This is a genomic window from Tunturibacter psychrotolerans, assembly GCF_040359615.1.
Lineage (GTDB): Bacteria > Acidobacteriota > Terriglobia > Terriglobales > Acidobacteriaceae > Edaphobacter > Edaphobacter psychrotolerans.
The window spans coordinates 2,790,880-2,805,882 of the sequence record NZ_CP132942.1; the positions used below are offsets into that span (position 1 = coordinate 2,790,880).

Below are 15,003 nucleotides of genomic sequence, written 5' to 3' on the forward strand. Positions count from 1 at the left end.
ACACCTCATATGACCTGTAGCCATTCCGCGAACGGCGGCAAATTGCGGTAAGAAAGAAGGTCAATCATGTTTCTCATTCTGGCTGTCGTTTTGGTTTTACTTTGGCTGGGCGGTTTCTTTGTGCTTCACGTTAGCAGCTTCCTCATTCACCTGCTGCTGATCTTCGCTTTGATATCGATCATCATGAATTTTGTCAGCGGCAGACGCACAGTCTAGCCTCGAGATGGACACTTATCCAAGACAAAGGCCGAACCCATCTGGGCTCGGCCTTGTTGTTGAACTAGCTAAACTCTACTGATGCGCGATAGGCTGAGGAATCTCGATCCCAGCTGTAGGCATGACGTTTGCGAGGGCTTCAGGAGTCTCTTCCTGTAGTTCGGGCAGATTGCCCTCAAGCGCCAGCTTCAGCACCTGGTCCATCTCCTCGACAAAATGCAACTTCATGCTGGTCTTCAACAACTCCGGAAGATCTGCCATATCCTTGCGGTTCTCCTCCGGCAGAATTGCTTCGAAGATCCCGGCCCGATGCGCGGCTAACAGCTTTTCCTTCAGGCCGCCAATCGGAAGCACCTTACCACGTAGCGTAATCTCACCGGTCATAGCAATATCCCGTCTCACCTTGATCTTGGTAAGCGCACTCGCAAGCCCAGTAGCTAGAGTAATGCCAGCCGACGGACCATCCTTCGGAATCGCTCCCTCCGGTACGTGCACATGGATATCCACGTTCTTATAAAAATCCTTCGCCAAGCCGAGATGATGCGAGCGCGACCGAATATAAGTCAGAGCAGCCTGGGCCGATTCCTGCATCACATCGCCAAGCTGTCCGGTGGCGGTCATCTTGCCTTTGCCGTCAAGCACCTGCACCTCGGTTTGCAGAATCGTCCCACCCATCTCCGTCCAGGCAAGGCCTGTGACAAGACCAACCTCGCTCTTCTCGTGCACCTGTGAGTCGCGGAACTTAGCTACGCCTAAAATGTCCGCAAGGTTCTCCCCGGTGATTTTCTCCTTGTGCTCCGCGCCGTTCTTGACCACTCGCCGAGCAACCTTCCGGCATACATTACCGATTTCGCGCTCTAAATTCCTGACGCCAGCCTCGCGCGTATAACCGCGAATGATCTGCTTCAGGGACGCGTCCTCAAAGACGATCTGCTCTTCGGTCAATCCTGTGGCTTCCCGCTGCTTTTTCACCAGGTACTGCTTGGCGATCTCAAGCTTCTCGATCTCGGTGTAACCATGCAGCCGTAAGATCTCCATGCGATCCTGCAGCGGGCCCGGAATCGTATGCAGCACATTCGCTGTCGCGACGAACAAAACCTGTGATAGGTCGTATTCAACGTCCAGATAGTGGTCTTGGAACGAAGTATTCTGCTCCGGATCGAGCACTTCGAGCAACGCACTCGCAGGGTCGCCGCGGAAATCTGAAGCCATCTTGTCGATCTCATCCAACATGAACACCGGATTTTTGGTCCCAGCCTTCTTCATCGACTGGATAATCTGCCCCGGCAACGCACCAATATATGTCCGCCGATGCCCACGAATCTCTGCTTCGTCACGAACGCCACCCAGCGACAACCGCACGAACTTACGACCCGTGGCTTTGGCAATCGACATCCCCAGCGAAGTCTTTCCTACACCCGGAGGTCCCACAAAACAGAGAATCGAGCCCTTCGGATTCTTCACGAGCTGACGAACAGCAAGAAACTCAAGAATCCGTTCCTTGATCTTCTCCAGCCCGTAGTGATCTTCGTTCAAAATCTGTTCTGCATGCTCGATCGAGCGAATCTCCTTCGACCGCTTCTTCCAGGGCACAGCCAGCAACCAGTCCAGATAGTTCCGCGACACCGTAGACTCAGCCGACATTGGGGGCATCGCCTCCAACTTCTTCAGCTCCTGAAGCGACTTCTCCAAAACGTCCTTGGGCATCGCCGCCGCTTCAATCTTCTTCTTCAGCTCATCGAACTCCGACTTCTCTCCACGACCAAGCTCCTTCTGGATAGCCTTGATCTTCTCGTTGAGGTAGTACTCCTTCTGAGCCTTCTCCATCTGCCGCTTCACACGCGACTGGATGGTACGATCCATATTCAGCTTTTCAATGGCCACATCCAGCACATCCGCAACCTTGGTCAGCCGATTCTCCGGATCGAAAACTTCGAGCAGCTGCTGCTTCTCCTCGATAGACAGCTGCAGGTTCGCTGCGATCGTGTCAGCCAGCTTGGCAGGCTCATCGGCGCGCACACTTGCCGCCATCGTCTCGTAGTTCAGCGACTGCTGCAGCTTCACATACTGCTCAAACAGAGAGTGGACCCGCTGCATCAACTGCTCCACCTGGGGAGTCATCTCTAGCTGCGTCTGGCCGGTGCGAACCGTCGCTACAAAAAAGCCGTCGACATCATTGATTTCAGTTGCGCGCGCCCTCTCTACACCCTCAACCAGCACTTTAATGTTGCCATCCGGCATTTTGACGCTCTGAACGATGTTGCCAATCGTTCCAGTCTCGTAGATGTCGTCTGCATTTGGTTCGTCCACGGAGGCGTCGTGCTGCGTTGCAAGAAAGATCTTCCGGTCGCCTGATAGCGCTTCTTCCAAGGCCCGAACGCTGGACTCGCGTCCAACGACAAAAGGCGTCATCATATGGGGAAAGATGACCATGTCACGAATGGGCATCATTGGAAGCTTGCGAACATCGCCGCTTAGCGCTTTTTTTGGTTGATTTGTCATCTCTCTCCAATTAGACGTTAAAACGCCGGAAATGATGCAACGGCGTTGCGGCTTCAGGTGATTGTAATTCCTCGGACCTTATAAAGGTATTCCACAAAATTCGCCCGATAAAAATTGAACTGCGATTCGCTTCTTAAACAGCAATCGCAACGACAGCTTAAGCCGTTGCGACACACTGAACATCGAAAGAAAATGAACTAAACACAACAGTACTTAGCAATCCGCGCTCCATAACCGCGCATTCCCTTAACCTGCTTTTTCCAATAGCATCGGGAGAGTCAGACTGTGTTTCTTCACCATCTCCGCTGTGATGGAGAGCTCTTTGACCTTCTTGTTGCCAGGAACGTAATACATCAGATCCAGCATCAACTCTTCCAGAATCATCCGCAGACCGCGCGCTCCAACCTTCCGCTGCAGGGCCTCACGAGCGATCTCTCGCGCAGCCTCTTCGGTGAAGATCACCTTTACACCCTCGTAGTCGAATAGCTTCGTATACTGCTTCAAGATAGCATTGCGCGGCTTTGTCAGAATCTCTACCAGGGCCACCTCATCCAACTCGTCTAGGATCCCGAGCACTGGCAACCGGCCGACAAACTCAGGAATCAACCCGTACTTCAACAAATCCTGCGGCTCTGCCTGACGCAGCAGTTCTGCATCTCGCTGAGCCCGGATCGGCGTTACATCTCCATCTTTCGCGTCGGGATCGGCAATTGCCTTGAACCCCAGTGCCTTTTTGCCAATCCGTCGCCCGATCACCTTCTCGAGGCCAACAAATGCTCCTCCGCAGATGAAGAGAATGTTTGTCGTGTCAACAGCAGTAAACTCCTGGTGGGGGTGCTTCCGTCCCCCCTGGGGTGGGACATTGGCAACCGTCCCCTCCAACAGCTTCAACAGGGCCTGCTGTACTCCCTCACCTGAAACGTCACGGGTAATCGAGGGGTTTTCATCCTTGCGTCCGATCTTGTCGATTTCGTCGATGTAGATGATCCCGCTCTGCGCACGCTGCACATCGCCGTCTGCGGCTTGCAGCAGTTTCAATATGATGTTCTCAACGTCTTCGCCCACATATCCCGCCTCAGTCAACGTGGTGGCGTCGACAATCGCAAACGGCACATCCAGCATCTTGGCCATCGTCTGTGCCAGCAGTGTCTTACCGGACCCCGTCGGTCCCACCAGCAAAATATTCGACTTCGCCAGTTCCACATCGTTGCCGCGGGTCTTGTTCATCTGAATGCGCTTGTAGTGGTTGTAGACAGCCACTGCGAGCTTCTTCTTCGTCTGGTCTTGCCCGATGACGTACTCATCCAGAAAAGCCTTTACCTCCTGAGGTTTAGGCAGATGGGCCGGCGCGGCGCCGGGCTGCGTCTCGGTGCGATCGTCTTCCAGAATCGAGTTGCAAACCGCGACGCACTCATCACAGATATAAGCCCGTGGATAGTCCGAAGGAGATGAGATCAGCTTGGCAACGGCGTCCTGCGATTTGTGGCAGAAAGAACAGCGAAGAGATTCGTCTGAGCCCCGTGAAGTTTTCATAGATGCGACTACTCCTGAGTCGTGCGCGCAACAAAGTCTTACTCTAAGTTTACACCCGATTCAACTTACAAAGCATGGTTCGAGGGTGCACCACAGTACCCCGAAATGGTCATATACGCAAGAACCCGAACCATTGGTCCGGGCTCTTGCAATACGAGTGCCATAGTTATGTGCGAGGCCGGTCAATGATATCGTCGATGATCCCGTACTCTTTGGACTGCGCGGCCGTCATAATGAAGTCGCGCTCCACATCTCGCTCAATCCGCTCCAGCGTCTGGCCTGTGCTGGCGCTCATCAGCTTATTGGTAATCTCGCGAATCCGCAGAATCTCTCGCGCATGGATGTCGATATCGGTAGCCTGACCGCTTAGCCCGCCCATCGAAGGCTGATGGATCAGGATTCGCGAATTCGGTAGGGCAAATCGCTTGCCTTTCTTGCCCGCCATCAACAAAAACGCGCCCATGCTGGCAGCCTGCCCAATGCAGAAAGTCACCACATCGTTCTTGATGTACTGCATCGTGTCATAGATCGCCAAGCCGGCTGTGATCGATCCACCTGGCGAGTTGATGTAGAGCTGAATGTCCTTCTCTGGGTCCTCGCCGCTCAAAAACAGCATCTGCGCAATGATCACATTGGCAATATTGTCATCGATCGGTGTGCCCAGAAAAATGATGTTGTCCCGCAGCAGACGGCTGTAAATGTCGTAGGCGCGTTCGCCCCGACTCGTCTGCTCGATCACCATCGGTACTAGTCCCATAACACTCTCTTTCTTTCTGTCCGTTAGCAATCCGACAACTTCACTCTACGAAGCCAGCTTCTCGTAGAGCACGCTTCCAGTCTTCTCGCGCCGCATCTGCTCGCGAATCCGGTCCAGGCCGCCATCGTTAGACAGCCTGTCACGAAGGGTCTCCAGTGGCTCACGCGATTGAATCGAGAGCAACAACAGCTCGCGCTCCAAATCATCCTCGCTCAACGTGACACCCTCTACCTCGGCGATACGGTCGAGGATCATCGAGACCTTCACCTCGTTCACCGCGAGATCGCGCTGAGAGGCGCGCAACTGCTGGAAGTCCAGCTTGCGCATATCCTCAACCTTCATGCCCTGTTGAGCCAGCGCACGCAGCCCGCGATCCAGCCGTGCCTCGATCTGTTGCTGCACGAACGCCTCCGGAACAGGGAACTGGAACTTCTCGATGAATTCTCCGAGCATCTTGTCCTTCGCGGCATTCTCGAGGGCGCTCTTCTTGCGATCCGACGCATGCTCGCGCAGTTTCGTCTCGAACTCATCCCAGCTCTCGTAGTTGCCCAACTGCTTGGCGAACTCCGCATCCCGCTCAGGGAAGCTCTTATGCTTGATGCCCTTCACGGTCACGTCGTAGCTCACTGTCTGTCCTGCAAGACGCCTCTCGCCGAAGTCTGCTGGATACTCCACTTCGAACTTCAGCTCCTGACCAGCTTTCGCTCCGCGTAGCGCTTCGTTGAAGGCAGCCAGTGTATTCTTCCCGCCAATCTCGATCAGCACATTCTCGCCCGTAATCGGTTCTTTGGTCGAAGCGTTATCGACTCCATCCTCGGTCACCGTCTGCGCCAGATCCTTAATATCGCCACGGAACTGGATCTCCGCCCAGTCGCTATCCACCAGCGGCCGATCTTCTTCAACCGGCTCAACGGTCGCGTGGCTGTCCAGCACGCGGGCCAACTCCGCGGCGTACTCCTCATCAGTCAACGCAGCCTCAGGCTTCGTCACCGAAACACTGTCGTAGCCCGCAACGTTGATCTCAGGAGCGACTTCAAACGCGGCCTTGAACTTCAGTGGCTGTCCATCGAATAATTGCAGGTCGAGCAACTGTGGCTCTGACACGGGGCGAAGTTTCTGTTCGTCGATCGCCTTACGGAAACGCTCCGACACCAGGCTCTCCAGAACCTCTTGCCGAACTTCCTTGGCAAATTTCGATCGCACCAGCGTCTCCGGTACCTTGCCTGCGCGAAAGCCAGGGATCCTTGCCAGCTTCTGGTACCGTTTCACCACGGTCTTGAAGCTCTTCGACACCTCATCCGCTCCAACCTCTACCTCAATCTCTCGGGTCAGTTCCGGGTTCAGGGCAGGCGCGTGCTGATGTGCATGCTCATGGTCGTGAGCGTGGTCATGATGCTCATGGTCGTGGGTATTCGCTACTTCTGGCTGCAACTCTGCAGTCTCATTTGTCTCTGTCATCTCAGTCGGGGTCAAATCCATGCCTTCCAGTCAGCGTCTGTTTATGCCGCACCGTCGCCGATACCCTGACGAGCGCGATCCACGCCTCTTATCTACTGTACGAGTCCGGGACTGAGGGGGTCAAACCTCACGCCATCTTTCACTGTCTCCCGGCCGACCGGAAGCCGCAATCCAACCAGTTCAATCCACGGAAAAGCTGCACTAAAAGTGCTCCGGCGAGGCCGAACTCAGGGAGAATATCTCTAATCGAATCCTCCACTGGGTTGACTGCCCCGGCTGCAGCACCACCATCCCGGTATCTTCCTCTTTGGCCCATTCTCGCCCGAAGGGATCATCGTAGTTAAACTGCGGCTCGATCGAAATAAACGATCCATCGAGCGGAGCGTACACCTGCAAGGCCTTGATGGCGGGTGACGTCGCGGTGATTCGCAGCCCATAGTCGCTCTCCGGATCGCGCAACTCTGCCACCGGTCCATCTGCCATCATGCCCCGCTTCAAATGCACAAAGCTGTCGTCGAGGTTCAAGGCGCCCAGTTTGGCTCCATTCCGGCCTGTAAAGTCATACTCGGTTCCCGTAACCGGCAGGAGGCGCCCACTCAGTTCACCGGTGCGGCGATCCTTCACCTCCGCTCGCAGCCCCTCCGGCAGCCGCAGAATCATCTGCCCGCGATGTCCGCTAAGAATGGCAAACCTTGGGTGCCAACCAATCCCGATCGGCTCCGCGGTATCGCCGATATTATGGGCGACGATCCGCATCTCAATTAGCCGCCCGCTTAGCTCGACGGTCGTAGTAATCTCCGTTTGCGAGAGCCAGTGGCCATCAAAATTCCCGGGCCGAAACGTTGCTCTTGCCTCTCCTCCATCCGGCATAATATTCGTATTTACCGAGGTGGAGGGTTCCTTCAGCAGCAGGCCGCCGGCGGCTACCGCCCCGTCCAGCCCATAGCTATCCTTCACGCTCGTCGGCAGGTTCAAATGAGCTCCTCGCCATACAGCCGTCAGGTCCGCCCCATCCGGTGTCCGCGTCCCCGAGAGACGGCCTGCCCAGGGCGTTTCAATCGCCGCGCCCATCGCCAGGCTCTTTGCTCCTGTTGCATCCACCCCACCGCCGCTCAACTGTTCCGTCGCTTCGCTCAATGGCGGCGAGGCGAGCAGATTCACCTCGCCCTTCTGTGGAAGATAAGCCGAAATCTGCAGCATGTTCATCCCACGCCCCGGCAGTAGAGTAGCCGACAGAAACTCGGGGCCGCTTCCACCTATCATCTGCGTGCGCTGCAGTTTGATGACCTCCTGCCCACCCGGACGAAACAGAACATCCTGCTTCGGCTTAGCTCGAAGCTGCTTCTTGAGCATCGCAAACTGTCCCAATCTGTGGGTTCGCCATCCAAAGGCCAAACCCGCCAGCAGCACCGTCAAAACCAGCATAGTCAGCATGCCGGAGCGCATCACCGCCACATGCCATATGCTTCGGCGACGCTTAGCGGCCCACTCCTTCAGGAGCGCCCAATACATCCTGCTCAGTCTCGGATCTTCCAACTTCCCGCCTATTCCCGTCGTGACATACGACATCATTCTACTTAGTTGTTTGACGCACCCATCGTCACTACCGTCTGCCTCCAACTATCATTAGAAAAGTGACGCCAGCCAACACACAAAGTACGTCCCCACTCCTGCTGCAGATTCGCGAAACCATCATCACTTGCGAGCGCTGCCCACGCCTTCGCGATTACTGTCGTGGTATCGGCGAAACCAAACGCCGGGCCTACCTCGACCAGACCTACTGGTCACGCCCTGTACCCGGCTTCGGCGATCCTCGAGCCCGAATCCTGATCCTCGGTCTCGCCCCAGGTGCTCATGGAGCCAACCGGACTGGCCGTCCATTCACCGGGGACGGCTCCGGCGACTTCATGTATCCGGTTCTCCACGAACTCGGGCTTGCCAGCAAGCCTCGTGCTGTCACCCGCGACGACGGCCTCAAGCTGCGTCACGCGTGGATCGCTTCCGTCGTCCGCTGCGCCCCGCCCGGCGACAAGCCCCTCCCGCAAGAGATTCGCAACTGCGGCACCCACCTCGCCCACGAGATCCAGGCCCTCCCGCGCGTGCGCGTCGTGGTGTGCCTCGGAAAGATTGCTTTCGATGGATATATGGCCTTTCTCTTGCAAACTGGCGTCATCACCCGCAAATCTGACTACCACTTCTCGCACGGAGCCGAATATCTTCTACCGAATGGCCTGCATCTTCTCGCCACCTACCACCCATCTTTGCGTAACACCAACACGGGTCGCCTGGACCGCGTGATGTTCACTCGCGTCTTTCTACGGGCGAGGGAACTGGCCGGACTCTCTGTTTAAAGCTGGTTCTTCTCACCGAATACGTCTAAGGCAAAAAATGCAGGCCCCACGATCATTGCAAGAAAAACAAGCGCGATTACAACGTCTCTCATCACTCACCTCTTCCACAATGTAGCGTGCCGCTCCTGAGTCCTCGCAGCACATACAAAATCAGGGAGCCGCTTCGCCATTACCTTGAAAGATTCCTCGTAACTGCTTCAAACGCTTCGCAATATCAAGAAGCAACCAACCAAATACCACCCCTGCGAATCCAACCTATCAGAGAAGCAAAATCTCGCACGAGGTATTCGAATGAGTGCAAAGAACTACTGGCTCGCCTTCGGAATTGGAGTTTCCGCTGGGGCAGCAATCGCTCTCCTTTATGCTCCCCAAACCGGAGTCAAAACTCGCAAGCAGATCCGCAAGAGAGCGGAGGACGCTGGTGATTATCTGGAGGACGCGGGCAACTACCTTAAGGCTCAAGCCGAGCGCCTCAGCGACGAGGCCCAGAAGGCCATCAAACGCACCAAGGGCCAGGTAGAGTACGCCGTCGATAAGGCAGGCGACGCCGTCAACAGTGCTGTCAAAACTGCTCAATCTCTGGTTTAGAGTTTTTCACTGTACCAATCTGCCTTCTCTGGAACGCGAACATCCCGGAACTTTCCGGGATGTTTCGCGATAAGTCAAGACTCCAAATGAAAAGCCCCGGCGAAGTAGCCGGGGCTTTTCATCTACCATTTTCCAGACCTAAACAGTAGTCAGTTCAAGCCCAGCCACCTTCTCCTCGCCATCGGCAGAGATTGGACGGTAGAACAGTTTGTTGTTCTCCATGTAAACCTCAAGAAACGCTGGACGCTCAACGATCCCGCCGCCGATCAGGGCCTCTGATAGAGGATCCTCAACAAACCGCTGTAGCGCTCGACGCAAAGGTCGCGCACCATAGCTCCGATCCGACGCCGTCTTCTCGATGATCCACTTCTTGGCATCGTCGGTTACAGAGATCGTGATCGCCTTGTGCACCAGGTTCGCGTTCAACTGCTGCACCAGCAGCTCGAGAATCTGCATCAAGTCCGCATCCGAAAGCGACGTGAAGATGATGATTTCGTCCAGACGATTCAGGAACTCTGGATTGAAGGTCCGTTTCACCTCGCCTCGCACCAGTTCTTCCATCTTGTCCAACACCATGTCTTCCTTCTCGCTCTGAAAGCCGAGCCCCTGCCGCTTCTGCAGATGCTTCGCTCCAATGTTCGAAGTCATGATGATTATGCAATTCTTGTAGTCGACTGTGTTACCCAGGCCGTCTGTCAACTGCCCGTCTTCAAAGACCTGCAGCAACAGATTGAACACATCCGGATGTGCCTTCTCAATCTCGTCCAGCAGCACCACGCAGTACGGATTCCGCTTCACGCGCTCGGTGAGCTGACCACCCTCTTCATAGCCCACATAGCCCGGAGGTGAACCGATCAACTTGCTCACGGAGTGCTTCTCCATGAACTCCGACATATCAAAGCGAATCAGCGCCTTCTCACTGCCAAACAGGAACTGCGCCAGCGTCCGCGCCATCTCCGTCTTACCCACGCCCGTAGGCCCAAGGAACAGGAAGCTTCCAATCGGCCGAGCAGGATTTTTCAACCCGGCACGCGACCGTCGAATCGCCCGCGCCAGCGCCGAGATCGCCTTATCCTGCGAGATCACGCGCTTGTGCAGCTCTTCCTCAACGCGCAGCAACCGCTGCGTCTCCTCTTCCTTCAGCGAAGTAATCGGCACGCCGGTCCAGCGGCTCACAACGTCTTCGATATCGCCGCGGGTTACAATCCCCGCTGAAGAGTCATCGAGGTGATACTTGTCTCGCAGAGCCCGTAGATTCTCCCGCTCCTTGCGCTCCTCATCCGAGTAGAACCTCGCCTTCTCGAACTCATGATTCGCAATCGCGTTCTCCATCCGGTGCACGATGAACTTGATCCGCTTTTGCACCTCGGTCAGTTCCTCAGGCATCGAGGTCTGCCGCAGCTTCACGCGAGCACCCGCCTCATCGATCAAGTCGATCGCCTTATCCGGCAGAAAACGATCCGGAATATACCGGCTGGAGTGCGACACCGAGAACGTGATCGCGTCGTCGGTATAGCTCACCGCGTGGAACTTCTCGTACTTCTCTTTGATCCCCATGATGATCTTGATCGCATCTTCCTCGTTCGGCGGAGGAACCTTCACCGCCTGGAATCTGCGCTCAAGCGAGCGGTCCTTCTCAATTGACTTCCGATACTCTGCGGGCGTCGTCGCGCCAATGCACTGAATCTCGCCGCGGCTCAATGCCGGCTTCAGAATATTCGCAGCATCGAGCGAACCCTCTGCAGACCCGGCCCCAACCAGAGTATGCAACTCATCGATGAACACAATGGAGTTCTGATTCTCCATGAGCTCCTTCATGATCGTCTTCAGCCGCTCTTCAAACTGCCCGCGATACTTCGTGCCCGCAACGATCAACGAAAGATCCAGCGCCAGCACTCGCTTGTCGGCAAGGAAGCTCGGCACCTCGCCATCGGCAATCTTCTGTGCCAGGCCTTCAACAATCGCCGTTTTACCCACTCCAGGCTCACCAATCAACACCGGATTATTCTTCGTGCGTCGGCACAGAATCTGAATCACCCTATCAACTTCGCTATCGCGCCCAACCAGCGGATCCAGCTGCTGGTCCATTGCCGACTGCGTCAGATCCCGGGAAAACTCCGCAAGCATACTCTGTTCGCCGCGCTGTCCCTTGCTTCCGCTCGAAGAAGGCGCCTTCTCCTGCGTCGTCCGCTGAAGTTCTTCGCGAATCGCCGGCAGCCGCAATCCACGCTCCTGCAGAATCTCTGCGGCAAAGCACTTCTCTTCCCGCAGCAGTCCCAGCAGCAGATGCTCTGTCCCGATATGTTTATGCGAGAGTCGCTCTGCCTCTTCCGCCGCATACGCCAACACCCGCTTGCATTCATTCGACAGTGGCAGATCGACCGAGGTCGATACCTTCTCCCGAATCGTCGTATGCCCTTCAATCTGTTTGCGTATCGACTCCACCGACGCGTGCGACCGCAAAAAGCGGTTGGTCAAAGCCTTGTCCTCACGCAGCAACCCAAGCAGAAGATGCTCAGTCTCGATGTAAGGCGACCCAAACTGACTGGCCTCATAGCGGGCAAAAAAGATCACCCGCCGCGCCTTCTCCGTATAGCGTTCGAACATATATCCCCTTCAAGCCGACCACCATCCAGCCCGAAGGCCGCATAGCGCCGTTGGTCCCAACAACCGTCTCCGTGCCGCTCACTCCCGGAGACAACTCAGGCTACTTCAACCTACGAAGCATCCATCCCACTACTTCTTAGTGTAGTCGTATGCACAAAATATTCGAAATCACTCGAAAGTTATGCATAACTTAGCACTCTTGTTAGACGTGGCCTGTGCAAAACCAGCACCAAATTGGGTGCACTGTATACGCAATCACGCTTTCTTGATCTGTTGGATGACTTTTTCGAGCCTGAAGGACCTGAAAAAATGGCTAAATTCATCTCTCTTGACTCACGAAAGTGTCGAGCAGCCACTGGGTTCGCTCGGTGGACCTATTCAGCTTGAACGCGACGATCTCCCATCGTTCGCCCGTCCGTGAGTCTACCTTCCCGCAGCCTTAACACCCGGTCACATCGTTCCGCAAACTCCAGATTGTGCGTCACCAGGACACTCGTAAGCCCATGCGCCTCATGCAGACGCTGAATCAAGCTGAACACCGCCTCCGCAGTCTTCCCATCCAGATCACCCGTTGGTTCGTCTGCCAAAAGCAGTCTCGGTTCCGTTATCAGCGCCCGCGCCACGCTCACCCTCTGTTGCTCCCCTCCGCTCAACTCACCGGAGCGATTTCCCCCCCGATCCGCAAGCCCCACCTCGGCCAACCAGAAACGCGCCTTCTCCAACGCCTCTATCCGTCTCATCCCACGAGCCAGCAGCGGCATCGCAACATTTTCGAGCGCCGTAAACTCCGGCAGCAAATAATGAAACTGCCATACATACCCCACGTCCCGATTGCGAAACTCCGCAGCCTGCTTTGGCGTAAACGAACTCAATCGGGTCTCCCCGCACCAAACCTCTCCAGCCGTAGGCGTATCGAGCGCCGCCAACAGATGCAGCAGGGAACTCTTCCCCGCGCCGCTCTCACCAACAATAGCGACCATCTCTCCCGCATGTACCTTCAGGTCCAACTCACGAAACAGCTCCAGCCCCGCTCGCCCCGAACCACTCTTTCCGGCAACCGCCTCATACGTCTTCGTCAGTCCCACCGCACGCATCACGACCGTGCGCTCCCGCACCACCGGCAGCGGCTCCAGCGTGCCCTCATTCTCAAACCTGACATCCCCCTCGTTCGGATCCATCAGCCCTTCACCCCGCCCGGTTCAGTCGCGCCCGTGAGCGCCGCGACACCCTGCCCTGAAGATTCCTGTTCCGGACCCCTCCCCAGTGAGATAGCAATGCGATTCCACGCATTCATCGTCGTAATCGCCAAAGTAAGATTCACCGTCTCAACCTCATCGAAGTGTTCCCGTAGCTCGTCATACACGGCATCAGGAGCATGTCCCTCTTGAATATTCGTCACCCCCTCCGCCCACGCCAGCGCCGCCCGTTCTCGCTTCGTATAAGCCTCCGACCCACGCCAATCCCCAACATCTGCCACTCGCTTCTTGGTCTCATTCATCTTCTTCAACTCAGCCGTATGGACACGAACGCAATACTCACACCCATTCATCAACGAAATCTTCAACCGAACGAACCCAAGCAACGAAGCCTCAAGCCCCGTCTCCGTATTCAGGTAGTGCTCCAGCGCCGTCATCTTCGCCAGCCCATTCGGCGCCAGCTGCCCATACTTCAATCTCGGTTCATTCATATCGCAAAGCCTCCGCCGGCAGCACCTTCGCCGCGCTCACACTTGGATAAATCGTAGCAATCAGACTCACACCCAACGAAACAGCGGCCACAATCACCGCATCCCAAACTCGCGGAGCGAACGGCAGATAGTCAATCGAATAAACCGCAGCATCTAGCCGAATAAACCGGTAGTGCCCACCCAGCCAACTCAATCCATACCCAAGAATCAACCCCAACACAGTTCCGATCACCGAGATCAGCAACCCCTGCATCAAGAAAATCCGCCGCACCTGATCCGCCCTCACCCCAAAGCTCATCAGCACCGCAATATCGCGGGTCTTCTCCATCACCATCATGGTCAGGGCAATCAGAATATTCAGCGCAGCCACGCAAACAATCAGCGCCAGCACGATAAACGTCACTACTTGCTCCAGCTTCAAGGCACGGAACAGCTCCCGATTCTGCTCCATCCAGTTCGTCGTCTGAAACCCCTTACCCGCCGCATCTTCAATCACCCGACCAACGCGATCAGCGTGATAAAGATCATCCACCTTGAAGCTGATCACGGAAATCAGATCCGGCTCACTAAACAGACTCTGCGCATCCGCCAACCGAAGAAACGCGTAGCTCGAGTCATACTGATAAAACCCCGACTTAAAGATTCCTGCCACTTGAAACCGTTCATACTTTGGGACCAGCCCCAGCGGTGTCAGCTCGCCCTGAGGGCTCGTAACCAGCACCCCATCCCCAACCTTTGCTCCCAGCGTGTCCGCCATATCCTGCCCAATCACAATCGGCGGAATCTCCCGCGACACAGCGCTCCCGCAGTCATTTCGAGGACCCGTTCCATCCGCGCAAGGAGTCGCCCTCCGAGCCAACGGTTCCAGCGCCGATGCCGAACCCTGCACCACGTTCTGCAGCAGATCTCCTACGGTCTTCTCGTCTGCCGGAATCACCCCCTTCACCAGCCCGCCGCCACTCCGGGCCCCCTTCGAAATGAGTACCTGCCCATACAATCCCGGAGCCGCCGCCACCACATGCGGTACACCGCGAAGCCGCTCCAGCAACGACCTCCAGTCGCGTATACCATCACCCGCCACGCGCATCAGGTCCACATGCGAGGTTGACCCTACGAGCCGTTCCTGCAAGTCCCTCCGCATCCCGTTCGTAATTGCCAACGCAATGATCAGGGAAGCAACTCCAGCCGCAACACCAATCACTGAAATTGCCGTGATCACTCCCACCACAGCCTGTCGCCGCTTCGCCCGCAGATAACGCGCCGCAATAAAAAATTCAAATCGCATCGAATCCCAGCTTACTATT

Annotated in this window: 12 protein-coding genes; 3 read left to right on the forward strand and 9 right to left on the reverse strand. The window is 55.9% G+C overall.

All coding sequences use genetic code 11. The features are described 5' to 3' along the window. Positions 1 to 66 precede the first annotated feature (66 nt). A complete protein-coding gene (locus RBB77_RS11575; protein WP_183980309.1) occupies positions 67 to 216 on the forward strand; it encodes a lmo0937 family membrane protein in 150 nt (49 codons plus the stop codon). A gap of 75 nt (positions 217 to 291) precedes the next feature. Here the strand turns inward: RBB77_RS11575 and lon are convergent, their stop codons facing one another. The 5 genes from lon to RBB77_RS11600 all read right to left on the reverse strand — a co-directional run bounded on the left by lon (position 292) and on the right by RBB77_RS11600 (position 7,978). Further along, entirely contained in the window at positions 292 to 2,718 is a 2,427-nt protein-coding gene (gene lon, locus RBB77_RS11580; RefSeq protein ID WP_353067551.1) for an endopeptidase La, read from the reverse strand. A 246-nt stretch (positions 2,719 to 2,964) separates the two neighbouring features. After that, positions 2,965 to 4,251, reverse strand: a complete 1,287-nt coding sequence (gene clpX / locus RBB77_RS11585) for an ATP-dependent Clp protease ATP-binding subunit ClpX (RefSeq protein ID WP_183980311.1) — start codon at positions 4,249 to 4,251, stop codon at positions 2,965 to 2,967. A gap of 166 nt (positions 4,252 to 4,417) precedes the next feature. Further along, positions 4,418 to 5,038 carry an ATP-dependent Clp endopeptidase proteolytic subunit ClpP gene (gene clpP / locus RBB77_RS11590; protein WP_256369948.1) on the reverse strand — a complete coding sequence of 207 codons (621 nt, stop codon included), beginning with the start codon at positions 5,036 to 5,038 and terminating at the stop codon, positions 4,418 to 4,420. Positions 5,039 to 5,053: 15 nt separating this feature from the next. Continuing rightward, the gene (tig, locus tag RBB77_RS11595; RefSeq protein ID WP_353067552.1) at positions 5,054 to 6,466 is read right to left on the reverse strand and encodes a trigger factor; all 1,413 of its coding nucleotides are present in this window, start codon (positions 6,464 to 6,466) and stop codon (positions 5,054 to 5,056) included. A gap of 201 nt (positions 6,467 to 6,667) precedes the next feature. Then, positions 6,668 to 7,978 carry an aldose 1-epimerase gene (locus tag RBB77_RS11600; protein WP_353067553.1) on the reverse strand — a complete coding sequence of 437 codons (1,311 nt, stop codon included), beginning with the start codon at positions 7,976 to 7,978 and terminating at the stop codon, positions 6,668 to 6,670. A 122-nt stretch (positions 7,979 to 8,100) separates the two neighbouring features. Here RBB77_RS11600 and RBB77_RS11605 point away from each other — a divergent pair, with 122 nt between their 5' ends. Both RBB77_RS11605 and RBB77_RS11610 read left to right on the forward strand, forming a co-directional pair. Next, a complete protein-coding gene (locus RBB77_RS11605) occupies positions 8,101 to 8,817 on the forward strand; it encodes a uracil-DNA glycosylase (protein ID WP_353067554.1) in 717 nt (238 codons plus the stop codon). A 291-nt stretch (positions 8,818 to 9,108) separates the two neighbouring features. Beyond that, complete coding sequence (locus tag RBB77_RS11610; RefSeq protein WP_353067555.1) at positions 9,109 to 9,405, forward strand: YtxH domain-containing protein; 297 nt, start codon at positions 9,109 to 9,111, stop codon at positions 9,403 to 9,405. Positions 9,406 to 9,543: 138 nt separating this feature from the next. Here the strand turns inward: RBB77_RS11610 and RBB77_RS11615 are convergent, their stop codons facing one another. The 4 genes from RBB77_RS11615 to RBB77_RS11630 all read right to left on the reverse strand — a co-directional run bounded on the left by RBB77_RS11615 (position 9,544) and on the right by RBB77_RS11630 (position 14,984). Continuing rightward, positions 9,544 to 12,012, reverse strand: a complete 2,469-nt coding sequence (locus tag RBB77_RS11615) for an ATP-dependent Clp protease ATP-binding subunit (RefSeq protein ID WP_353067556.1) — start codon at positions 12,010 to 12,012, stop codon at positions 9,544 to 9,546. Positions 12,013 to 12,386: 374 nt separating this feature from the next. Next, positions 12,387 to 13,193 carry an ABC transporter ATP-binding protein gene (locus RBB77_RS11620; RefSeq protein ID WP_353067614.1) on the reverse strand — a complete coding sequence of 269 codons (807 nt, stop codon included), beginning with the start codon at positions 13,191 to 13,193 and terminating at the stop codon, positions 12,387 to 12,389. After that, positions 13,190 to 13,699 (reverse strand): carboxymuconolactone decarboxylase family protein, encoded by a 510-nt coding sequence (locus RBB77_RS11625; RefSeq protein ID WP_353067557.1) that lies wholly within the window; start codon positions 13,697 to 13,699, stop codon positions 13,190 to 13,192. Before RBB77_RS11625 ends, RBB77_RS11620 begins: the two co-directional genes overlap by 4 nt. Further along, on the reverse strand, positions 13,692 to 14,984 hold the full coding sequence (locus RBB77_RS11630; protein ID WP_353067558.1) for an FtsX-like permease family protein: 1,293 nt from the start codon (positions 14,982 to 14,984) through the stop codon (positions 13,692 to 13,694). Before RBB77_RS11630 ends, RBB77_RS11625 begins: the two co-directional genes overlap by 8 nt. Positions 14,985 to 15,003 lie beyond the last annotated feature (19 nt).

Coding starts and splice junctions, on each gene's coding strand:
- clpX (WP_183980311.1), bottom strand. CDS start 4,251: ATGAAAACTTCACGGGGCTCAGACGAATCTCTTCGCTGTTCTTTCTGC.
- RBB77_RS11630 (WP_353067558.1), bottom strand. CDS start 14,984: ATGCGATTTGAATTTTTTATTGCGGCGCGTTATCTGCGGGCGAAGCGG.
- RBB77_RS11575 (WP_183980309.1), top strand. CDS start 67: ATGTTTCTCATTCTGGCTGTCGTTTTGGTTTTACTTTGGCTGGGCGGT.
- tig (WP_353067552.1), bottom strand. CDS start 6,466: ATGACAGAGACAAATGAGACTGCAGAGTTGCAGCCAGAAGTAGCGAAT.
- RBB77_RS11600 (WP_353067553.1), bottom strand. CDS start 7,978: ATGTATTGGGCGCTCCTGAAGGAGTGGGCCGCTAAGCGTCGCCGAAGC.
- RBB77_RS11625 (WP_353067557.1), bottom strand. CDS start 13,699: ATGAATGAACCGAGATTGAAGTATGGGCAGCTGGCGCCGAATGGGCTG.
- RBB77_RS11615 (WP_353067556.1), bottom strand. CDS start 12,012: ATGTTCGAACGCTATACGGAGAAGGCGCGGCGGGTGATCTTTTTTGCC.
- RBB77_RS11610 (WP_353067555.1), top strand. CDS start 9,109: ATGAGTGCAAAGAACTACTGGCTCGCCTTCGGAATTGGAGTTTCCGCT.
- lon (WP_353067551.1), bottom strand. CDS start 2,718: ATGACAAATCAACCAAAAAAAGCGCTAAGCGGCGATGTTCGCAAGCTT.